Source organism: Dietzia lutea, from assembly GCF_003096075.1.
Classification (GTDB): domain Bacteria; phylum Actinomycetota; class Actinomycetes; order Mycobacteriales; family Mycobacteriaceae; genus Dietzia; species Dietzia lutea.
Window position 1 is genome coordinate 3,614,287 of record NZ_CP015449.1, and the last position, 21,691, is coordinate 3,635,977.

A 21,691-nucleotide genomic window follows, 5' to 3' on the forward strand; every position below is an offset into this window, starting at 1 on the left:
GCGTGGGCGTGGGGCCCGGTGACCCCGAACTGCTCACACTCAAGGCCGCCCGGCTCATCGGCGCCGCCGACGTGGTTGCGTTCCATGCCGGCCTCGGCAAGGAGTCCAACGCCCGCCGCATCGCCGCCGAGCTCATCCCCAGCTCCGCGGTCGAGGAGCGGCTCGAGTATCCCGTGACCACGGGCGTCACCGACCACCCGGGCGGGTATGCGGGCGCGATCGCGGACTTCTACGAACGCAGCGCACAGCGACTGGCCCAGCACCTGGCCGCCGGGCGAGACGTGGTGCTTCTGTCCGAGGGCGACCCGCTGTTCTACGGGTCCTTCATGTACATGCACGATCGACTCTCGCCGCTTTTCCCGACCGAGATCGTCCCCGGTATCCCGGCATTCGCCGCCGCCACGGCGGCGGCTGCCACGCCCCTGGTCCGGCAGACCGACGTCCTCACGGTCCTGCCCGGCACGCTGCCCGAACCCGAACTCGCCCGCCGCCTGGCCGACACCGACGGCGCGATCATCATGAAGCTCGGCCGGAGTTTTCCCGCCGTGCGGCGGGCGCTCGAGGCGGCCGGTCGGCTCGACGGCGCGGTGTACGTCGAGCGCGCGTCGACCGACGCGGAGGCTCACCACCCGGTCAGTGAGGTCGACCCGGCATCCGTGCCGTACTTCTCACTCATCGTGGTCCCCGGCGACTCGCAGCACGCCGACCCCGCAGGCCGCCGACCGGCGCAGCTCTCCGCGCCCGCCGGGCCGTCCCCCGGGCATGCCACCGACTCGGCTGACTCTCCTGGCTCCCCCGGCAAGCGGTTCCCTGCGCCGCGCGGCGTGCTGCACGTCGTGGGTCTGGGCCCGGGGCCGCAGGATTGGCTCACCCCGGAAGCCTCGCGGATCTTGTCCGAAGTCGATCACGTGGTGGGGTACGCCCCCTACGTCGCCAGGGTCCCCCAACGGCCAGGCCTACGGCGCCACTGCTCGGGCAACACCGTCGAGGTCGACCGCGCGGCGATGGCCCTTGAGCTTGCCGGCGCAGACGAACGGGTGGCCGTGGTCTCGGGCGGCGACGCCGGGGTGTTCGGCATGGCCTCGGCGGTGTTCGAAGCTGCCGAGGATCCGCGCTTCGCCGGCATCGATATCCGCGTGTCGCCGGGCGTCTCGGCCGTACAGGCGGTGGCCGCGCGTGCGGGCGCACCGATCGGCGCCGACTTCGCGGTGGTGAGCCTGTCGGACCGTCTCAAGCCGTGGTCCGTGCTCGAGCGTCGCCTCGAGGCGATCGCTGAGGCCGACCTGGTGCTGGCGATCTACAACCCGGCCTCACGATCACGCACCGACCAGGTCGCCGACGCCCGCGAGATCCTGCTCCGCCACCGCGGCCCTACCACACCTGTGATCGTTGGCCGCGACGTCGGACGGGCGGAGGAGTCCCTCACCGTGACCACCCTGGCCGGCCTCGACTGCGCCTCAGTCGACATGAAATGCCTGCTCATCGTGGGCGCCTCAGGCACCCGGGTCGCCGATTCGGGCCGCGTGTGGAGTCCGAGATTCGTGCGGTCATGACGGCGGAGCCACCGGGTGTCGCCGGCGAGAGCGGGGGCGGACCCGCCGACCGCGATTCGCTCTGGCGCATCCTCGCCACTCGTCGCGACCACCGCCACTTCAACCCCACCCCGGTTCCGCGCGACACCATCGAGAGGCTGCTCGAGGTCTTCGACGTAGCGCCGAGCGTGGGCCTGAGTCAGCCGTGGCATGTCACGGTGGTACAGGACCGCGCCGTACGGGAGGTGGTCCACGCCGGCTTTCGTGAAGTTCGCGCCGCGGAGGCCGAACTTTTCGACGGCGAGCGTCGCCGTCTCTACGACTCCCTGCGCCTCGAGGGGATCCTTGAAGCGCCCGTCGGGTTGGTGGTCAGCCATTTCCCACCCGCCGGCGCCATACTGGGCACCACCGGCGTTCCCGCTGCCACCGAACACAGTGTGGTCGCCGCGATCACCCTGCTGCGGCTGGCCGTGACGACCGAGGGGCTGGGCATGGGCTGGGTCAGTCTCGTCGACCCAGCCCACCTCTCCGACAGTGTGCCGCTACCAGACGGCGCCCGGCCCCTCGCTTACCTGTGTCTCGGGCATCCAGCCCTCGATCTCGAGGAGCCGCTGCTGCAGACCGTGGGCTGGGACCGGCGGTCCCCACTGTCGGTCGACTGGGTCTGAAAGGAGGGCCGGCCCGCGGCGCCATCGAGGCCGGAGCCTGCGGCTACCTGCTGCGGGACGCCGGCTTCGACAAGTCGCTGGCGCGGCGCAGCCGCCGCGGGGAAGAACGCGCCCTCCCCCGCGGTCGGCGGTATTACCCCAGCGCCACGGCCATCTCGTTGGGCTCGCCCGAGATCTCACCGGTGGCCAAGACCTCACCGCTGGTGAGGTCGATCGCGTACACGGAGTTCTTGGACGGCTCGCTCACGTAGGCGACGTCCCCGCGGACCACCATGGACGGGTGCGGGTTCTGCCACTCCGCCGGACCCTCCCACGGGTCCACGACCTCGTAGCTGTCGGAGATCTCGCCGGTGGCTGGGTCCATTACGTGGAGGGAGCCGTCGGTGCCCAGGATGTACGCCAGGTCCCCGGGGCCGCGGGCGACGCCCCGCCATGTGTACTCGACCCCGTCCGGCAGGTCCACGACCCGGTGGGTACCGGCGGCCGGGTCGATGAGCGCGACCTGATCGAGCAGGACGCCCTCGGCGTCGGGGTCGTCCTTGTAGTCGCCCACGATGAGCGGGCTCGTCTCGGAGACGTACGCATTGCCCATGCGGCCGTATTCGTCCTCGGCGGTGAGCTTCTGGAACTCGCCGTCCTTGAACAGCAGGGCGCCGTTCTCGCAGCCGAAGACCACCGTCTCGTCGGCCGCCGTGCCCTCGCCGTGGACCCCTGGGCAGTCCTCGTTGCGGGCCACCTCGTTGCCGTCGGCGTCCATCGCGCGCACTCCCGAGCGGCCGGCGTCGTTGCCGATGGTGGTGAGGAAAGTGCCGTCGGACAGGACGATGGACACTCCGTGGTGGGCGTCCTCACCCGGAACGACCTCTGTCTCCGGAAGCTGTCCGTTGCTGTCGAGCAGGGCGGTGGTCTCGAAGATGGTGGTATCGCTGGTACCGTCGTCGTAGAGGACCGTCCTACCGTCGTGTCGCACGACGTGCGCCGGGGTCTCGGCCTTGAAGACCAGGTCGGTGAGGGACGGTTCGCCGGTGTCGAGCACCTGGAAGCCGTCGGACATCGTCACCAGGACGTTCCGACCGTCACCGACCGCGTTGAGACGGGTGAACTCCTCCGACTCGAACTCCTCGACCACTTCGAGCGTCTCGCCGTCGAGAACCGCGATCCCGTTCTCGAACGACACCGCTAGGCGGTTCTCGGCGGTTCCGGAGCCGCGGGTCCCGGCAGAGGAGGTGGTGGCGGACGCGTCCCGGGATTCCGACTCGTCACCGGAGCCACTGCCACCGCCGCACGCCGCCGCCAACAGCGACGCCGTCGCGAGCATCGCGAGCGCTCCCGCGCCGCGAGTGATTCGTGATGTCATTGATGTTCCTCTCGTGTGAGTGATCAGGTCGAAAGCCCGTCGACGATGCGCTCGGTGTTGGCGCGCATCATCTCCAGGTAGGTCTCGGCGCCCTGGCCCGGCTCGGTCAGCGACTCGGTGAACAGTTCGATCACCTCGACGTCGATCCCCGCCTCGCTCGCCAGCACCTGTACCAGGCGGTCGGGTTGGGAGGACTCGGCGAAGATCGCGGGGACGCCCGCCTCGGTGATGGCCGAGGCGAGCTCGTCCAGGTCGGCGGCGCTCGGGGAGGCGAGGGTGGTGCCGCCGGGCACGGCCGCGCCGATGACGCGGAAGTCGAAGCGCTCGGCGAGGTAGCCGAAGACGTGGTGGTTGGTCACCAGCGCCCGCCGGTCCTGCGGGATGCCGGCGAACGCCGTCGTCATCTCCTCGTCGAGTGCGGCGAGCTCGGCGCGGTACTGCTCGGCGCCCGTCTCCACCGCCTCCCTGTCGATGCCCTCGACCTCGAGCAACTGCGGCTCGAGGGCGTCCACCGCGTCGACCACCCGCTGCGGATCGGTCCAGAAGTGCGAGTCGGGGGCCCCGCCGGCCTCCTCGTCGGAGTAGGCGATCACCTCGATGTGATCGCCCACCGTGAACCGCTCCACCCCGGCGTCGGCCACGCGGTCGAGATGCTGCTGCAGCCCCTCCTCGAGCCCCAGCCCGTTGGAGACCACCAGATCCGCGCGGTCCATGCGGCTCGCCTCCTGCGCGGAGATCTCGAACGAGTGGGGATCAGCGTTGGGCTTCATCAGCGTGGTGACGTCGGCGCTCTCGCCCACCAGGTTTTCGACGATATCCCCGAGGATGTTGGTGGTGACGACGACCGACGGCCGGTCTTCCGGGCCCTCGTCCGACCCCGAGCACCCGGCCAGAGTCAGCACGGCGGCGAGCGCGGCGGCTGCCGGGATCCACCGGCGCCTCATCGCCCGGCCTCCGAGAAGAAGTCCGGCGCGGTCGGGGTCTCGAGCGAACGGGCGACACGCACGTCGCCGCGGTAGTCGATCTCGTGGACCACGCCTGTGGCGGGGTCGTTGACGTAGGCGCGCTCCCGGTCCACCACGAGGTCGACCCCGGCGAGCATCTCCGGATCCGCGACCGCCTTCGCCAGCAGCGGCTCCGATGCGGCGAGCTCGGTGCCGTCCTCGCCGCTGTAGACCCTAATCCGGCCCTCGCCGTCCAGCGCGACGACGTGCTCGTCCGCGTCGTCGGAGGCCGAGACCTGCAGGAGCGGCTGGTCCGTCGGCACGTACTGCCAGTTCTTTTCGCGGGTGTCGAGCAGCCAGAATCCGGTGTCCCCGGCCAGCGCGGCCGCGGTCGGGCGTCCCTTGCGGTTCCGGAAATCGGTGGCGGGGGGAGCGTCCGTTCCCTCGGGATAGCGGATGTGTTCCAGGGTGGGCTCGCCGCCGTCGGCGGTCGCCAGGACGGCTCCGTCCGCGCAGCCGACGACCACGCCCACGCGGCTGGTGATGGTGCCCGTCGCGTCGGGGCACGGCGCCGACACGCCGTCCACGGGGGTGCCATCGGCGTCGTGGTACAGCACCTCGGTCACCGCGCCCGCGTCGTCGACGGACGTGACGAGTGCTCCCTCCGCGAGCGGGGCGGTCAGTCCCTCGTGCGGGTCGGTCTCCACCCGGAAGAGCTCCTCGACCCGGCCCCTGGACAGCGCCTGGTTGTCCAACAGAACCGCCTCGCCCGACTCTGGGAAGAACAACCCGGTGCCGCCGGTGGTCGCGTTGGCGGAAGTCGCCACGACAACCGTTCCGGAGCCGGGCACCGGGCCCAGCAGCTGCGGCGCCGTCCGGTAGAAGTGGAAGTGGTCGACGTGGTCCCATGTCCACACGCCGCTGTCGACGATCTCGACGCCCATCGCCGTCTCGACGAAGAGGTAGCGACCGTCCGAGGTGACCGCCGAGGGCGGGTCGATGCCCCCGAGCTCGGACTGGGTGCCGTCCAGTAGGTCCACCATCCCGACGGCGCCGTCGCCGTCGATGCTCACCAGGTGCAGCTGGGGTTCGGCCACTTCCTCGGCCCCCTCGACAGCGCCGTGCCCGGCGCCCGTGTCGTCCTCGTCCGGCGACTCCGAACCCGCGGACTTCTCGGCGGCCGCGGTGGTGCCGGCCGTCTCCGTGTCCGGCTCGTCGGTGCCGCTCGCACACCCGCCGAAGGCGAGCGCGACGGCGACGGCGAAGGCGAGGGGAACGATCGTTCTGGATTTCTGCATGACCTGCTCTCCGGTACTCATATCGATCTGCATGCGCCTTCCACCGGCACGGTGTGGCCCGGGGCGGCGGTGGTCTGCGTACCGGGGTCGGCGGCGACTCCCGCGGTGGGCGCGTGGTGGGTCAGCCGACGGGTCCGCGAGGACTGATAGACGCCGCGCACCAGCGCGGAGGCCCCGGCGAGGGCGATCGCGGAGAAGGCGATGGAGGAACCTGCCGCGGTCCCGGCATGCCACGACGCGAGCAGTCCCGCCACCACGGCGGCGCTGCCGAAAGCTACGGCGAGCACCATCGTGGAGGGGATGCGCCTGGCCCACCGGTTCGCCGCGACCACGGGAGCGAGGAGCAGCGCAACCACGAGCAGGGTCCCGACCGCCTGATAGGAGGCGACCACGGCGAGGGTCACGAGTCCGACGAGCACCACCTGCGTGAGACCCGGGCGCAGTCCGAGGGTCTGTGCGATACGGGGATCGAACGCCGCGGCCACGAACGCTCGGTGGAAACACACCGCGACGGCGAGCGTCACCACCAGGGCGATACCGAGGGTGATCAACTCTGGGGTGCCGATTGCGAGGATGTCACCGAAGAGGATGGCCGTCGCGTCCGTGGCGAAGCTGCCCGAGTGGGACACGATGATCACGCCGATCGACAGCATCGTGACGAACAGCAGACCGATAGTCGTGTCATAGGACAGTCGCCCGCGCCTCTGCAGTGCACCGATCGCCGCGCTCATCGCGACAGCGCTCACGGCGCCGCCGGCCATCGCCGGGAAACCCAGGACGGTGGCCAGCGCCACGCCCGGCAGCATCCCGTGGCCGATCGCCTCCCCGAAGAACGCCATCCCGCGGACGACCACCCAGGTGCCAACGACACCGCAGATCGCCGCCACCAGTACGCCACCGAGCAGAGCACGCGCGACGAACGCGGTGTTGAGCGGATCGAGGAGCCAAGACACAAGGTAGTACACTAACGCTACTGATAATCGTTATCAATAGTGAGGTCTGTGATGCTGTCTCCGGACACTCCGGCGGTGAGCGCCCGCGGGCTGTGCTTCGGGTATGCGGGACGGGAGATCCTCCATGACGTCGATGTGGATCTCGAGCCGGGTACCGTCACCGCCATCGCCGGGCCCAACGGCGCCGGCAAGTCGACGTTGCTCGAACTGCTCGCCGGGGTACGCACCCCGCAGAAGGGAACGGTGCGTCGCAGGGGCGATGTCGCTCTGGTGGTCCAGCGACCCGCCGCGCCGGAAACCCTCCCCCTCACCGTGTGGGACACCGTCTCCATGGGGACGTGGGGGCGCCGACTCGGAAGGCGGGAGGCCCGCGCTGTCGTCTCCGAGATGATCGACGCGGTCGGCTTGTCCGGCCTCGACTCCCGGCCGTTGGCGGAGTTGTCCGGAGGGCAACGGCAGCGCACCCTGCTCGCGCAGGCGCTCGCGCGCCAGGCGGACATCGTCCTGATGGACGAACCCGACGCCGGACTCGACTCCGAGAGCCGGCACCACGTCCACCGACTCCTCGTCGAGTCGGCCTCGAGGGGGGTCGCCGTCGGCTGCGCCACGCATGACGACGGCTTCGTCGCCACCGCCGACCGCGTGGTCCGTCTCGGCGTCGCACATGACGCAGCCGGTCAACCCCGAATATTCGACCATCGACGTGGACGTGAGTGAACGGCCCCGGCCGACGGCGTTCCGCGACGGTCGGCCGCGGCGACCACCCTCGCGCTCCGGAACACTTCTTCCGGCCACTGAGCAAGCCGACCCAGGCTAAGCCAGTGATCGAGTCCGCCGTGGCACGGCACCGTAGGGCTGGATCGCGCCGTCCGCGAGGCGATTCACGCCGGGCTCTGTGAAGTCCGCGCCGCGGAGCCCGATCGAACCCGACGGCGAGTGCCGCGAGTCCTACGACACTCCTCGCCTCGAGAAGATGCTCCGGGCAGCCGTCGCTCTGGCAGTCAGCCATGGGCCGCCCGCCGAGCTGGTTCTCGGCACGACGAGTGTCCCGATAGCCAGCGAGTACAGCGTGGTCTCCGCGATCACCTTGCTCTGGCGGCGGTCGCCGCTGTCGGTTGAATCGGTGTGGGTCGGACTGTTGGTCGACCGGCCACCGCCGCAGTGGGGCGGTCAGGGCCAGTTCGCCGTCTCCGCCGCCGCACGGTGGGTCTGTTCGAGAAAATTCAGAACCATGGCGTCCGGATCCGGTGCCTGTCGGACTAGATGGTACGGCAGTACGTACTCGCCCAGCGCGTGGTCCCAGTACGCCGGGGCCTCGACCGCCGGATGGGTGTCATATCCGTCCGGGTGTGGGTAAGCGTAGGCGTAAAACACACCCTCCTCGGCGCCTCCGGGCCAGTAGCCTGCGCTCGATACCTCGTCGCTGTAAGCCTCGTGCATGACCCAGTCCGGACAGTTCGGAACCCCACCAGGGTGCTCGGGGGCGGACCGCCCCGAGAATCGGGTCACAGCCAGGTCGAACGCGCCCCAGAAGAAGTGGACAGGCGACGACTTTCCACGGAACTCACCACGGAAGATGGAGAAGACACCGTGCACGCTGACGAGTGACCGCCAGAAGCGGGACATCGCATCCGCGTCGTATGAGGCGTGTGCGGTGTCTTCTGCGAACGGGGTCGCGTCGTTCAGTTCCACCGGGGTTCCGACGATCGCCACATCGAAGCCGAGATCGCTCAGTAGCCCCGTGTATTCGGCGTAGAAGTCGGCGACGGTCCTCGGTTCGAGCGCCATACTGGCGGTGCTTCCGTCTGAGACGAGGAACAGTAGCTCGTGACTGACGAAGTCGAAGCGGATCTCGAGACCGCGGTGTCCCGCGACCATGAGCGACGTGGTGAGCCCCCGCGCGTCCACGTACAGGGGGACGCCCCACCAGTGGTTGATGTCCGGGCCGAGAGCCATGCGCGTCTTGCCGACGATCTGGGTCCACAACTGAACCGTGTCCCTGGTGTCGATCCAGCGATCGAGCGGAAGGGCTGGCCAGACGTCGTCTCGGTTACCCATGCGCCCAGTATTCCCGATCTCCGCCATTCGCACGGCGACTAGCTCGGAATGCACCGTCGACCGAAGTGCGTCGAGGATCCGCGTTATCGCGGACGCTACGCCGACCAGCGGAGAACTACACTGGTCAGGCTACCCGCCTTCCACTCATCGCCGTACCGGCCAGAGGAGAGAGCCACATGCGCAACGCCGACGACCCGATCACCTGGAACCCTCAGCGGATCGCGGTGGCCGGTGTGTCCGGATCGGGAAAGACCACCCTGTGCGATCACCTCGCAGGCGTGCGCACGTGTGCGCGGGTCGAGATGGACAGCCTGTTCCACGGCCCCGGGTGGACACCGCGCGAGTCGTTCCTCGACGACGTCCGCGAGTTCGTGGCCGGGCCGCGATGGGTCATCGAGTTGCAATACCGCCAGGCGCGGCCCCTGGTCGTCTCGCGCGCGGACACCCTCCTGTGGCTGGACTATCCCGCCCGCGTGCATATGACCCGGTTGGTCCGCCGCACCGTGCGCAGGCGACTGCGGCGGGAGGAGCTGTGGAACGGGAACACCGAGCCCCCGCTGCACACGGTCTTCACCGACAGCGACCACATCCTGCGGTGGGGATGGCGGACGCGGCACAAGCTCAAGCCGGTGGTGCCGACGCTGGAGGCTCGGTTCCCGGATCTCACCGTCGTCAGATTGACCAGCCCTCGGCAGTCCGATCGATGGGTCGAGGCCCTGGCCGAACTCCCTCTTGACGATTAGTAGTCCTCCGGATGCACCTCCGCGACGCTTCTCTGAAGAATGGTGTTCCCACCGAGCTCCCGAGCAACCGATAGTTGCCGTTTCGTCAGGCTCCCTGGCCGGCCCGGGGACTGTGTCCCTGGCCCGCCACCTTGTCCGATCAGTTCAGGCCCCGGCGCTTCGCCTCCCGCTCCGGACTCGATGCGTACAACCACGACTCAGCCTCCCCCGGCCGTACCAGCGCTCGGCCCACCAGAATGACCGCCGCCTGGCGCAGGCCGGCCGCCTCCACCGCGTCCGCGATGTCGGCGAGCGTTCCGCGTAACTCGACGCGGTGTGGGCGACTCGCGTTGGCCACCACCGCCACCGGGCAGTCGGCGCCATGCGTGGGCACCAGCCGCTCGGCGAGCTCGCGGGTCCGGGTGATCGCCAGGTGCAGGACCAGCGTCGCCCCCGTGGCGGCGAAGTTCTCCAGCGCCTCCGCCGACGGCATCGCGGTCGAGCGCGCCTGCGTCCGGGTGAGCACGACCGACTGCACCACGTCGGGAACCGTCAGCTCCACCCCCAGCTCAGCGGCGGCTGCCGCGTAGGCCGGAACTCCGGGAACCACGTCCCATTGCACGCCGGCTGCGTCGAGTCGGCGGGTCTGCTCGGCCAGCGCCGAGTACAGCGACGGGTCCCCCGAGCACAGCCGCACCACCTCGAGCCCGTCCGCGTGGGCGGCCACGATCTCGGCGATGATGCCGTCCAGGTCCAGGTGCTGGGTGTCGACCAACCGGGCAGCGGGTCTGCAGTGCGCGAGCACGCCGTCGTCGAGGTACGTCCCCGCATACAGGCACACGTCGGCTTCGGCCAGCAACGCCGCCGCACGCAAGGTCAGCAGGTCGGCGGCGCCGGGGCCGGCCCCCACAAAGTGAACCGTCACGAGCTCTCCCCTATCTCCAACGACACATCTCCACCGGCGAACTGCTTCACGGCCGCCCACTGCACCACCGCGCGGGCCGGGGTCCAGCCGGTGAACCGGCCGATCGAATCGGCGAGTTCCACGTGGAACCTGGTCAGCTCCCCGCCGAACTCGGCGCGGGCATCGATCACCACGCGTTCGGTCTCCAACGTCACCGCGTGCGCGACCAGCCGGCCGCCCGGGACCAGCGCATCCCAGCACTCTCGCAGCAGGCCAGGGGCGGTGCCGCCCCCGCCGATGAACACCGCGTCGGGCCGCGGAAGCCCATCCAGTGCCTCCGGCGCGCGGCCATGGACGACCTCCAGCGCGGGCACCCCGAGCGCCGCCGCGTTGCGTGCGATCCGCGCCGCCCGCTCGGAATCAGCCTCCACGGCGATCGTCCGGCACGACGGGTGCGCGCGCATCCACTCGATGCCCACCGACCCGGCACCGGCGCCCACGTCCCACAGCAGGTCCCCGGCCGCGGGAGCGAGCCGGGACAGGGCCGACGCACGCAGGTCACGGCGGGTGAGCTGGCCGTCGCTCTCGAACGCGTCGTCGGGCAGCCCGGCCGCTAGGCCGAGCGGGCGGGCGGACGCATCGGCCACGCACTCGACCGCGAGCACGTGCAGCGCGGGCGCCTCGCGATCGGCGGCCCAGTCGCACGCCGGGCAGCTGAACCGGGCCTCGGCCGGGGCGCCGAGATCGCCGAGCACGGTCATCGCGCTCCCCCCGAAACCGGCGCCCCGCAGAGTCGCGGCGACCTCCGCCGGCGTGTGCCGGTCGGCCGAGAGTACGAGCAGCCGCCGCCCCGGGGACAGCTCGCGGACCAGTCCGCGGTGGTCGCGCAGGACGGCCACGGACTCAGCCGGCCAGCGCATCCGCGCCCGCGCCAGCGCGACCGAGGACGCCGCCGGAAGCACCTCGACGCCGTCCGCGCCGAGCAGTTCGATGAGCGTCGTCCCGATCCCGGCGACGAGCGGATCACCCGAGGCCAGGGCCACTATCGCTCGGCCGTCGAAGCGTCCAAGAAGCTCCGGCAGCCCGTCCCGCAGGGGCCGCGGCCACGGCACCCGCTCGGCCGTCACGCCGCCCGGGATCATCGCCAGGTGACGCTCCCCGCCGAGTAGCACGTCAGCCTTGAGGACCGCGCGTCGGCGGGCCTCGTCGAGACCCTGCCACCCGTCGCCGCCGACGCCGACGACCACCACCCGTGCGTTCATGACGCGGAACCATACAGCGCGGCCCGGCCTCCTCACGCGACCGGCGGCTCGGCTAGCCTGAAGCACCACAACCGAACATGACCCACAGCACGAGGTGCCCCACGATCGCGAGAGCGGGCGGAGGGGAGAATCAGGGAAGCCGGTGAGAATCCGGCACAGGGCCCGCTACGGTGACCAGGCCTCTTCACGACACCGCGCCAGCGCGCAACGTCGGAAGACGAGCCTGGAAGTCCGGAGACCGGCCTCGCGCTGACCAGCCTGGCAGACGAGAGCGGGAGCCCCCATGCCATTGCACTACCCCTTCAGCGCTGTCGTCGGATCCGACGACATGGCGCTGGCCCTCACCCTCACAGCGGTGTCGCCGCAGGTCGGCGGCGTGCTCATCCGCGGCGAGAAGGGCACGGCCAAGTCCACCATGGTCCGCGCCCTCGCCGGAGTCCTCCCGGAGATCGAGGTGGTCACCGGCGACCGCTTCTCCTCCGCGCCCGACGACCGCGGCGCCGAGACTCCCGACGGCCGCATCCCCACCGACGCGCCCACCGAGCGGCGGCCGGTCCGCCTGGTCGAACTGCCCGTCGGGGTGTCCGAGGACCGGATCACCGGATCGCTGCACCTGGAGAGCGCGCTGTCCGAGGGCGTCACCGTGTTCCAGCCCGGCCTGCTCGCCCGCGCCCACCGCGGGATCCTCTACGTGGACGAGGTCAACCTGCTCCACGACCATGTGGTGGACCAGCTCCTCGACGCCGCCGCGATGGGCCGGGTCACCGTCGAGCGCGACGGCCTGTCGGTCGAGCACGCCGCCCGGTTCGTGCTGGTCGGCACCATGAATCCCGAGGAGGGCGAGCTCCGCCCGCAGCTGCTGGACCGCTTCGGCCTCACCGTGGAGGTGGCCGCGCCGCGTGACCCCGGGTTACGCGCCGAGGTGGTGCGCCGCCGCATCGCGTTCGAGGCCGACCCCGCCGGGTTCGCCGCCGCCTACGCCGACGACGAGCGCGCGCTCCGCGAGCGGATCGCCACCGCCCGCCGCGTGCTGGACCGGGTCGAGCTCACCGAGTGGGCGTTGGCCACCATCGCGCGGGTCTGCGCGGGCTTCGACGTGGACGGCATGCGCGCCGACATCGTCACCGCCCGTGCGGCCGCCGCCCACGCCGCGTGGCACGGCCGCACGGGCATCGGCCGCGAGGACATCCGGGTCGCCGCGCGCATGGCGCTGCCCCACCGCCGCCGCCGCGCGCCGTTCGACGCGCCGGGCCTCGACGAGGAGCTGCTGGACCGGCTGTTGGGCGACGACGACGAGCCCGATCCCGACCCCCGCGACGAGGAGCCGCAGGCCGAGAACGCCGAACCGTCCGAATCCGCCGACGACTCGAGCAGCACGGACACCCCGTCCACCGACCAGGCCCCGGCCGGGGCGTCGGCCGAGCACGCCGAGCACGAGACGGTCCCCGAGCCCGGGCAGGACTCGGACGGCCCCGCCGCCCCCGACTCCGAGACCTCGCCCGGCGGGCCCGGCAGCGACGCGACCATCGCCGACGGTGGCGAGGACGCACAGCACGACAGCCCGGCTGGCACCGAAGACGCCCCAGCAACCAGCGCCGACTCCGACTCGACCGCCGGTCCCGCCGCCTCGCAGCCCGGCACCGTGGCCTCCGCGTCGGAGCCGTACCGCACGCGGCTGTTCAGCGTCGCCGGCAGCGGCGAGGGTGCGACGGGTCGTCGGTCGCGGGCCCGCACGAGCAGTGGTCGGCGGGTCGGGGCCGGCGAGTTCACCGGCTCGGACCTGCACCTTCCCGCCACCATCCGTTCGGCCGCGCCGCACCAGGCCGCCCGCGGCCGCGTGGCCGGCCACGACGGTGCTGAACACACTCGCCTCCTACTCGCCCCCGAGGACCTGCGCTCGGCCGTGCGCGAGGGCCGCGAGTCCAACCTCGTCCTCTTCTGCGTGGACGCCTCGGGGTCCATGGCCGCCCGCACCCGCATGGAACAGGTCAAGACCGCGATCCTGTCCCTCCTGTTGGACGCCTACCGTCGCCGCGACAAGGTCGGCCTGGTGACCTTCCGCGGGTTCGGCGCGCAGGTCGCCCTCCCGCCCACCTCCTCGGTCGACGTCGCGGCCACCCGCCTGGCCGACCTCCCGGCGGGCGGCCGGACCCCACTGGCGGAGGGACTGCTCACCACCGCCGAGGTCCTGCGCATCGAGAGCATCCGCGATCGGCGGCGGCGACCTCTCGTCGTCGTCGTCACCGACGGCCGCGCCACCCACGGCCCGCACGCCCTCGCCCGGTCCCGCGCCGCGGCGGCCGGGCTGGCCTCCCTCGGCGTGGCGTCCGTGGTGGTGGACTGCGAGACCGGCCGGTTCCGCATGGGCCTGGCGGCCGAACTCGCCGCGCACCTCGGCGCCGAGCACGTCCCGCTGGGCGAGGTCACCGCCGACAGCCTCACCCGCACGGTCGATGTCCACACCGACCGCGCGCGCACCGCGTCGCGCTCGGAGGGCGCCGTCGCCCCCGCGCCACGCCCCGACCGGGCCGCCGCACCGACCCCCACGACGCGAAACGAGGTCGCCTGATGCCCCAGGGACAGCCCACCACCGTCCCCGACGACGGCCTGAGCACCCGCCAGCGCCGCAACCGGCCGCTCGTCATGGTCCACACCGGGCCCGGCAAGGGGAAGTCCACCGCCGCGTTCGGCCTGGCCATGCGGGCGTGGAACCAGGGCTGGGACATCGGCGTGTTCCAGTTCGTGAAATCCGCCAAGTGGCGCATCGGCGAGCAGACCGTCATGGAACGCCTCGCCCGTCTCCACGACGAGACCGGTGAGGGCGGGCCGGTGGAGTGGCACAAGATGGGCTCGGGGTGGTCGTGGTCGCGCAAGGGCGGCACCGAGGACGACCACGCCGCCGACGCCGCCGAGGGCTGGGCCGAGATCAAGCGCCGCCTCGCCGCCGAGCGGCACGACCTCTACCTGCTCGACGAGTTCACCTATCCCATGAAGTGGGGCTGGGTGGACGTCGACGACGTGGTGGAGACGCTGGCCGGGCGGCCCGGGCGGCAGCACGTGGTGATCACCGGCCGCGACGCCGACCCGCGGCTGCTCGAGGTGGCCGACCTCGTCACCGAGATGACCAAGGTCAAACACCCCATGGACGCCGGGCAGAAGGGGCAGCGGGGGATCGAGTGGTGAGCTCCGCGGCGGCCGGGGTCGGCTGGACCGCGGCGGGCTCGTCGGCGGCTGGCTCGTCCGAGGCGACCGGCGTCCGCACCGAGTTGCCGCGCCTGGTGGTGGCCGCGCCGGCGTCGGGGCACGGCAAGACCACCGTCGCCACCGGCCTCATGGCCGCGCTGCGCCGCACCGGTCTCGCGGTCTCCGGCCACAAGGTCGGCCCCGACTACATCGACCCCGGCTACCACGCCCTCGCCACCGGCCGGCCCGGCCGCAACCTCGACCCGCACCTGGTGGGCGAGGAGCTCGTGGTCCCGCTGCTGCTGCACGGGGCGGGGCCCGCCGACATCGCGGTGATCGAGGGCGTCATGGGCCTGTACGACGGCCACATCGGCCGCGACGGATTCGCCTCCACCGCCCACGTCGCCCGCCTCACCGACTCCCCCGTCGTGCTGGTCGTCGACATCTCGCACACCTCGCGCACCATCGCCGCCACGGTGCTCGGCATGGCCACGTACGACCCGGCCGTGCGGATCGCCGGAGTCGTGCTCAACAAGGCCGGGTCCGTGCGCCACTCCGACGAGGTCCGCCGCGCCCTCGCCCCGCTCGGCATCCCGGTGCTGGGCGTCCTCCAACGCGACGACGACGTCACCGCCCCCTCCCGCCACCTCGGCCTGGTCCCCGCCGCTGAACGCCCCGAGGCCGCGCGCTCTCTCGACCACCTGGCCGGGAAGGTCGCCGCGTCGATCGACCTCGCGGCCGTCGTGCGCATCGCGCGGTCCGCACCTGCGCTGCCGGGTCCGGCGTGGTCGGCGCGGGAGGCGGTGGTGGGGGGCGGGCGCGGATCCGGCGACGACGACGAGGGCCGCCCGCTCATCGCCGTGGCCGGCGGCCGGGCCTTCACGTTCCGCTACGCCGAGACGGTCGAACTGCTTGAGGCCGCCGGCTGCTCGGTCGCGCCATTCGACCCGCTCGCCGACGAGGCCCTGCCCGAGGGGACCGCGGGGATCTACCTCGGTGGCGGTTTCCCCGAGGTGCACGCGGCCGACCTCGCCGCGAACGAGCCCATGCTGCGAGAGCTCCGCGCGGCGACGACCGCGGGCGTACCAACCGTGGCCGAGTGCGCGGGCCTGCTGTATCTCTGCCGAAGCCTCGACGGCGCGCCGATGGTGGGAGCGATCGACGCCGACGCCGCCATGGCCCCGCGGCTCACGCTGGCCTACCGGCGCTCGACGGCCGTCGCCGACAGCGTCCTCGCCACCGCCGGCACCGAGGTCACCGGGCACGAGTTCCACCGAACGGCGGTGACACCGCCGGCGGGTGCGGATGGCGCGGACTACGCGGCTGGGTCTGGCACGGCTCCCGCGTGGACGAGCAGCGCCGGGCCGGAGGGATTCGTCACCGGCTCGGTCCACGCCTCGTACCTCCACACGCACTGGGCGGGGCATCCTGCGCTGGCGGTCCGGTTCGCGGAGCGGGTCAGGCGGCATGCACGGGGCGGCCGCCCACCGGTACCGGGCGCAGATGGCTCCTTCGACTATCGAGAGAACCTAGCTACGCATCACGCGTCCATCTGCGGCGTATGGGTGAATGGATCCGTGGGGTAAATGTCAGCATCGAACCCATTCCTCACTTCGAGGTCCGGCCTTTCGTCCTGCAATCTGCGCATCAAGGCAACTCCTCGGGAATGCCACTCGGAGCTATCAAACCCCTCTGTCCAGACGGGGATCAGCATCCCTCCCACTCTGTTGCGGCCGAGGAAGTTCGCATGCCAGTCCCCCACCCAGAGCTTGAAGTCTCCGAACAGGTCGTCCGAGAGACCAAGACTTTTGGTATCCACGAGACCAGCGAATCCTTGGAAGGGGTTGTCCCCCGTTGTGTCCCCCAGATGAAATCCGGAACACCTCGGTGTGGACTGACATAAACGACGCGCTTCATCCAGTACATCACTCCCTCTCAAATATCGTCCGATGCGAATGTGCAGTGCAGGTACGGGAACCCTAGTGTCCTCGCCTGACCATTGGCCGCACTTCTGCTTGCAGGCTGTGAGACGGCGCCACCGAGCGTAGCGTCAGCGCGTATCGGGCAGAGTGCATCGCCATCGGCACGAACGGAGACACAATGGCCACCCGCGACGTCGTCACCGCCTACTACGAGGCCTACAACAGCGAGGACCCGCACCAGCTGGCTGCCGTGCTGCACGAGGACGTGGTCCTACATTCCGCCGCCGGCACGCAGCACGGGCTGTCCGCCTACCTCGACACCTACCGCGCCATGACCAGCACGTTCGTCGACCGCATGACGCCCGAGGAGATCGAGGTCGACGGCGACACGGCCACCGCCACCATCGTGAACACGCTCACCGCACGCGCCGACGTGAAGGACTTCATGGGGATGTCGCTCGACGAGGGGCAGGCCATGACGCTGAACCTGAGGGGCCGGTACACCGTGGACGGCGACCGGATCCGGGAGATCAACCTCGAGCTGCTCTAGCCGCGGGCGGCCGGGCGGTCGACTTTGGTGTAGCTACTGCGATGAATCGGCCAGATTCTCGCAGTAGCTACACCACAGTTCGTCTAGGAAGGTGAAGGAAAGGCGCGGGCCCAGTCGGCTGCGGCTGCGGCGTCGCCGACCATCTGCACTCCGGGCGCGGCGCCGGGCCGGCGCACCACCACGACCGGCGCGCCGAGCTCGTCGGCCACGGCCATCTTCGACCACGTGTGCTCGCCACCCGAATCCTTGGTGACCAGCACGTCGACGCCGTGGTCGGCGAAGAGTTCGCGCTCGCCGTCGACCGAGTACGGGCCGCGGCTCAGCAACAGCCGCCACGGCTCGGGCAGCGCCACCTCGGGCGGGTCCACCACCCTGACCAGCACCTGATGCTCAGCAAGGGGGCCGATGAACCTGTCCAGCGACTGCCGCCCGATCGTGAGGAACGGCCGTCGGCCCAGGCGGGACGTGGTCGCCGCGGCCTCGTCGTGGTCGTCCACCCAGTGCCAGCGGTCCGCCCCCGGGGCCTCGGCCCAGCCCGGGCGCTCGAGGCGCAGTAGCGGGACCCGCGCGGCCGCACACGCGGCGGCGGCGTTGGCCGAGATGCCCGCGGCGAACGGGTGGGTGGCGTCGACGACCGCGGTCACGCCGGCCTCGCGCAGAAAGCGCTGCAGTCCGTCGACGCCGCCGAACCCGCCGATCCGCACCTCGCCCACCGGCAGCCTCGGCCGAGCCACCCGCCCCGCGAGCGATGACATCGCCGGCACCCCGCGCTCGATCAGAAGGACGGCGAGCTCGCGGGCCTCGGCCGTGCCGCCCAGGATGAGGATCACCGGCCCGGCCCCATGCGCGGCCCCGCGTGCGGTTCAGCGCCCGACCCGGGGGCGGGCACGGCGCCCGACCCGGCACCCGGCGGCAGAAGGGGCATCTCGGGCGCGCCGTCGCGGGACAACTCGAGCAGCGCGTCCAGGTCGAGGTGCTCCTCGGCGAGGTCGCCCAGCAGGTCGAGGCGGCGCTCCCGCGCGGCGGCGAAGCTCACGTCCGAGGGCTCACGGGTCCGCCCCGACCCTGCCGCGACCTCGGCCAGGAACGCGCCCCGGAAACCGTCCGACTCGAGACTCCCGTGCCACATGGTGCCGAACACCCGCCCCCGCCGGGCCCCGCCGGGGAACACCTCGTCGTCGTCGCCCGGATCTCCCCCACCGCCGACGCTCACCCGGCCGTGATGAATCTCGTACCCGCTCACCGGCTGCCCCAGCGCGGTCCCGGTCGGCAGCCGCAGCACCTTCTCCGCGCCGAACCGCGTGGTCACGTCGAGCAGGCCGAGGCCGGTCGTGCGCGCGCCGGGCTCGCCCTCGATGCCGTCGGGGTCGCTGATCTCGCCGCCGAGCATCTGGAAGCCACCGCAGATCCCCAGCACCGCGCCACCGCGCTCGACATGTGTAGTGACCGCGCGGTCGAGGCCCCGCGCGCGGAGCCACGCGAGGTCGTCGAGGGTCGCCCTGGTCCCGGGGACGACGACGAGGTCCGCACCCGCGAGGTCGCGGGGCTCCGTGACATAGGCGACCTCGACGTCCGCTTCCAGGCCGAGGGCGTCGACGTCGGTGAAGTTGCTGATGCGCGGCAGACGGACCACGGCCACGCGGAGGGTAGCGGTCGCGTCGGCGGCGCGGGGGCTGACCGCGAGGGCGTCCTCGGAGTCCAGCCACAGGTCGGAGTGCCAGGGCAGCACCCCGTGGACCGGGCGGCCGGTGAGCGCGGTGAGCTGGTCCAGTCCGGGGGCCAGGAGTGTGGGGTCGCCGCGGAACTTGTTGACGACGAAGCCCGCGACCAGCCGCTGATCGGCCGGCTCGAGCAACGCGACCGTGCCGAACAGCGCCGCGAACACCCCGCCGCGGTCGATGTCGCCCACCACCACTACAGGCATGTCGGCGTGGCGGGCCAGCCCCATGTTGACGTAGTCGCTCGAGCGGAGATTGATCTCGGCCGGGCTGCCGGCGCCCTCGCAGATCACCAGGTCGTACCTGGGGGCGAGGTCGTCGTACGCCGCGAACGCCGCCTCGGCCAGGTGGGCACGCCCGTCGACGAAGTCCCGCGACGACACCGTGTCGGCCGGCTGCCCCATCACCACGACGTGACTGCGCCGGTCACCGCCGGGCTTGAGCAACACCGGGTTCATGGCGGGCTCGGGCTCGGCGCGCGCGGCGAGGGCCTGGATCCACTGGGCGCGGCCGATCTCGGCGGTGGCCCGGCCTCGCTGCGCCGGTTGTCCAGACTGGCCCGGCTGATTCGGCTGCCCCGGCCCCGGTCGCGCGGAGACGACCATCGAGTTGTTGGACATGTTCTGCGCCTTGAACGGCGCCACGCGCAGGCCGCGGCGGGCGAACGCCCGGCACAGGGCGGTGGTGATGATGCTCTTGCCGGCGTCGGACGTCGTTCCGGCGACGAGCAGGGACGCGGCGCTGGCGGCGGCGGCAGTCATGCGGTGGGGCTCCTCGGCCTGGCACGCGCTCACCACGGTCGTGGCAGCGTGTCGGCAGGTATCGGACTCGAAGCCGAGGAGATCCCCTCCGCGAGCGGGATCGGCTTCACACCGTTGCGGGACAGTCCCGGACTCTCACCGGGTTCCCTGAACCGACTGCCACGATGCTAGCCGAGGCGGGGCCGGGCCCCGGGCTCAGGAGCCGAGGGCTGCGGGAAGGTAGCTGGAGCCCCCGACGAAGGGCATGGCGAGGAAGCTCAGAGGCACCGCGGACTGCTCGAACGGGATTCCGATCGCTTCGAGGGAACCGGCGAAGGCGCCGAACACCGCGTTGATGGCGTCGTACATGGGGCCGCTGATGGGACCGTCCGGGCGAAAGATCATGCGGGAACTCCTCGGTGCGAGGTCGGCGACGGATCGCGCCGACCGCGTTAGCAGGTGTCACCGTGAACATCGGGGGGTATCCACCCGGCGTTACCGGCCACCGCCCGTGCGCGCCCGGACCGGCAGAGCCGGCCCGGGCGCGGTCACGACATCCCACGACGACGCACGAGTCACATCAGGTAGCACGCCTCCGTGTACTCGAAGTCGGCCGCCGTGGGTCCCACGTACCACTCTTCTTCCAGCACCAGACCCGTCGGGCTGTCCGCCTCGACCCGGCTGACGATGTTCTCCCGGGACGCGTTCTCGTTGAGTTCGCCCGAGTAGTCCCCGGCGCCCTCCGGGAACATCCCGCGGGTGTCCACTCCGGACAGCGAGTCGACCGACTCGAAGAGCCCGCTACGGCTGAGCTGGTCGTTCTCCGCCGCCTGCTCCAGCAGCCCGTGGATGACCGACGAGGCCCCCCAGCCCAGCACGAACCAGTCGTTGGGCTCCGCCCCGATGGTCTCGGCGACCTGCCGCATCTGCTCGTGGCCCTCGGAATCGTGACCCCACGGCGCCACCGCACCCACGTGCAGGTAGCGGGCCTCGAGCGCCGGCGCGGCCTGACTGCCCATCAACCCGGCGCTCCACGTGGGCGTGGAGCCGATGAACCGGCCCTCGAACCCCTGCGCGACCGTGGCACCCACGACAGCGCCGGTCTCGATCGCGCTGGTCGACAGAAGCACGACATCCGGTCGGTCGGCCAGTATCCGCTGGATCACCGCCGTCTGCTCGTCGGTCCCGCCGGGCGCCGTGGTGTACCGGAAGAACTCGACGCCGCGCTCCTCGGCCGCGATCTGTGCGCCGTTGGCGGCGTCGTCGCCGTAGTCACCGGGGAAGTGCACGACGCCGATGCTCTGCGCGTCGAACTCGTCGACCGCGTAGTCGACCATGTTCATCGCCTCGGCGCAGTAGCTGGTGCCGAACTCCATCACCCCCTCCTCGAACAGCCAGTTGGAGCCCAGCGACGCCGGGACGGTCACGATGTTCTGCTGTCGGGTGTCGTCGAGGATGCCGTTGGTGTGGGCAGTGCCCATCGAATGGGCCAGCATGAGGATCTGATCCCGGATCTCCCGGTACTCCTGGGAGTGGGTGGTCTCGTTGTAGGTGTTGTCGCGCACATGGGTCACCATGTCGACCTCGTAGTCACCGACGCCGCCGTTCTCGTTGACGTAGCGCCAGTACGCCTGGGAGCCCTCGATCATCGGGGCGCCGATGGGTGAGAACGGTCCCGTCAGGTCGGTGATCGCGCCCAGATAGATGCAGCCCTTCTCCTGATCGACCGCCTCCGGACACGGTTCCTCCGTGACCCCGGCGACCTCGGTGTCGGCGGCGTCGTCTCGGCCGCACCCGGCCAGGACCAGGGCGACCGCGGACAGGCCGGCGACCCCGCTGCGTAGCATCTTGGACTTCATTGCTCTCTCCTCGGTGACTCG

The 21,691-nt window shown here is 71.3% G+C and carries 18 protein-coding genes, 1 pseudogene and 2 riboswitches; of the genes and pseudogenes, 8 read left to right on the forward strand and 11 right to left on the reverse strand.

What is annotated here, in order from left to right:
• The first annotated feature begins 2 nt into the window (after positions 1-2).
• Positions 3-1,553 (forward strand): precorrin-2 C(20)-methyltransferase, encoded by a 1,551-nt coding sequence (locus A6035_RS16640; protein WP_425267509.1) that lies wholly within the window; start codon positions 3-5, stop codon positions 1,551-1,553.
• A complete protein-coding gene (gene bluB, locus A6035_RS16645) occupies positions 1,550-2,200 on the forward strand; it encodes a 5,6-dimethylbenzimidazole synthase (protein ID WP_108848849.1) in 651 nt (216 codons plus the stop codon). Before A6035_RS16640 ends, bluB begins: the two co-directional genes overlap by 4 nt.
• A gap of 133 nt (positions 2,201-2,333) precedes the next feature.
• Here the strand turns inward: bluB and aztD are convergent, their stop codons facing one another.
• The 4 genes from aztD to aztB are packed head-to-tail and all read right to left on the reverse strand — an operon-like array spanning position 2,334 to position 6,752.
• Positions 2,334-3,557, reverse strand: coding sequence for a zinc metallochaperone AztD (gene aztD / locus A6035_RS16650; RefSeq protein ID WP_108848850.1), 1,224 nt, complete (start codon positions 3,555-3,557; stop codon positions 2,334-2,336).
• A gap of 23 nt (positions 3,558-3,580) precedes the next feature.
• Entirely contained in the window at positions 3,581-4,501 is a 921-nt protein-coding gene (gene aztC / locus A6035_RS16655; protein ID WP_108848851.1) for a zinc ABC transporter substrate-binding protein AztC, read from the reverse strand.
• Positions 4,498-5,799, reverse strand: a complete 1,302-nt coding sequence (locus tag A6035_RS16660) for an ABC transporter (protein ID WP_108849356.1) — start codon at positions 5,797-5,799, stop codon at positions 4,498-4,500. Before A6035_RS16660 ends, aztC begins: the two co-directional genes overlap by 4 nt.
• A gap of 17 nt (positions 5,800-5,816) precedes the next feature.
• A complete protein-coding gene (gene aztB, locus A6035_RS16665; protein WP_108849357.1) occupies positions 5,817-6,752 on the reverse strand; it encodes a zinc ABC transporter permease AztB in 936 nt (311 codons plus the stop codon).
• Positions 6,753-6,827: 75 nt separating this feature from the next.
• On the opposite strand from aztB, the gene aztA reads away from it, so the two are divergent.
• Positions 6,828-7,469 (forward strand): zinc ABC transporter ATP-binding protein AztA, encoded by a 642-nt coding sequence (gene aztA / locus A6035_RS16670; RefSeq protein ID WP_235026618.1) that lies wholly within the window; start codon positions 6,828-6,830, stop codon positions 7,467-7,469.
• Positions 7,470-7,922: 453 nt separating this feature from the next.
• Here the strand turns inward: aztA and A6035_RS16675 are convergent, their stop codons facing one another.
• Complete coding sequence (locus A6035_RS16675; RefSeq protein ID WP_108849358.1) at positions 7,923-8,810, reverse strand: DUF5996 family protein; 888 nt, start codon at positions 8,808-8,810, stop codon at positions 7,923-7,925.
• A gap of 176 nt (positions 8,811-8,986) precedes the next feature.
• On the opposite strand from A6035_RS16675, the gene A6035_RS16680 reads away from it, so the two are divergent.
• Complete coding sequence (locus tag A6035_RS16680; RefSeq protein WP_108848853.1) at positions 8,987-9,553, forward strand: P-loop NTPase family protein; 567 nt, start codon at positions 8,987-8,989, stop codon at positions 9,551-9,553.
• A 139-nt stretch (positions 9,554-9,692) separates the two neighbouring features.
• Here the strand turns inward: A6035_RS16680 and A6035_RS16685 are convergent, their stop codons facing one another.
• Positions 9,693-10,457 carry a cobalt-precorrin-4/precorrin-4 C(11)-methyltransferase gene (locus A6035_RS16685; protein ID WP_108848854.1) on the reverse strand — a complete coding sequence of 255 codons (765 nt, stop codon included), beginning with the start codon at positions 10,455-10,457 and terminating at the stop codon, positions 9,693-9,695.
• Entirely contained in the window at positions 10,454-11,698 is a 1,245-nt protein-coding gene (gene cbiE, locus A6035_RS16690; RefSeq protein ID WP_108848855.1) for a precorrin-6y C5,15-methyltransferase (decarboxylating) subunit CbiE, read from the reverse strand. Before cbiE ends, A6035_RS16685 begins: the two co-directional genes overlap by 4 nt.
• Before the next feature lie 75 nt (positions 11,699-11,773).
• Positions 11,774-11,959: riboswitch (cobalamin riboswitch) on the forward strand.
• 22 nt (positions 11,960-11,981) lie between these two features.
• On the opposite strand from cbiE, the gene A6035_RS16695 reads away from it, so the two are divergent.
• The 4 genes from A6035_RS16695 (at position 11,982) to A6035_RS16710 (ending at position 17,353) form a co-directional block, all read left to right on the forward strand.
• The gene (locus A6035_RS16695; protein WP_108848856.1) at positions 11,982-14,267 is read left to right on the forward strand and encodes a VWA domain-containing protein; all 2,286 of its coding nucleotides are present in this window, start codon (positions 11,982-11,984) and stop codon (positions 14,265-14,267) included.
• Positions 14,267-14,881, forward strand: a complete 615-nt coding sequence (gene cobO / locus A6035_RS16700) for a cob(I)yrinic acid a,c-diamide adenosyltransferase (protein WP_108848857.1) — start codon at positions 14,267-14,269, stop codon at positions 14,879-14,881. Before A6035_RS16695 ends, cobO begins: the two co-directional genes overlap by 1 nt.
• Before the next feature lie 95 nt (positions 14,882-14,976).
• On the forward strand, positions 14,977-16,467 hold the full coding sequence (locus tag A6035_RS16705) for a cobyrinic acid a,c-diamide synthase CobB (protein ID WP_482764227.1): 1,491 nt from the start codon (positions 14,977-14,979) through the stop codon (positions 16,465-16,467).
• Positions 16,468-16,981: 514 nt separating this feature from the next.
• Positions 16,982-17,353 carry a nuclear transport factor 2 family protein gene (locus tag A6035_RS16710; RefSeq protein WP_108848858.1) on the forward strand — a complete coding sequence of 124 codons (372 nt, stop codon included), beginning with the start codon at positions 16,982-16,984 and terminating at the stop codon, positions 17,351-17,353.
• Positions 17,354-17,436: 83 nt separating this feature from the next.
• On the opposite strand, the gene A6035_RS16715 is transcribed toward A6035_RS16710, so the two are convergent.
• The 4 genes and pseudogenes from A6035_RS16715 to A6035_RS16730 form a co-directional block, all read right to left on the reverse strand.
• Positions 17,437-18,183, reverse strand: coding sequence for a cobalt-precorrin-6A reductase (locus A6035_RS16715; protein ID WP_108848859.1), 747 nt, complete (start codon positions 18,181-18,183; stop codon positions 17,437-17,439).
• Between the two features lie 71 nt (positions 18,184-18,254).
• Positions 18,255-19,832, reverse strand: a pseudogene (locus tag A6035_RS16720) (cobyric acid synthase); the annotation flags it as partial.
• A 36-nt stretch (positions 19,833-19,868) separates the two neighbouring features.
• Positions 19,869-20,008, reverse strand: a riboswitch (cobalamin riboswitch).
• 19 nt (positions 20,009-20,027) lie between these two features.
• Positions 20,028-20,216, reverse strand: a complete 189-nt coding sequence (locus tag A6035_RS16725; protein ID WP_108848860.1) for a hypothetical protein — start codon at positions 20,214-20,216, stop codon at positions 20,028-20,030.
• A gap of 170 nt (positions 20,217-20,386) precedes the next feature.
• On the reverse strand, positions 20,387-21,670 hold the full coding sequence (locus tag A6035_RS16730) for an ABC transporter substrate-binding protein (RefSeq protein ID WP_108848861.1): 1,284 nt from the start codon (positions 21,668-21,670) through the stop codon (positions 20,387-20,389).
• Positions 21,671-21,691 lie beyond the last annotated feature (21 nt).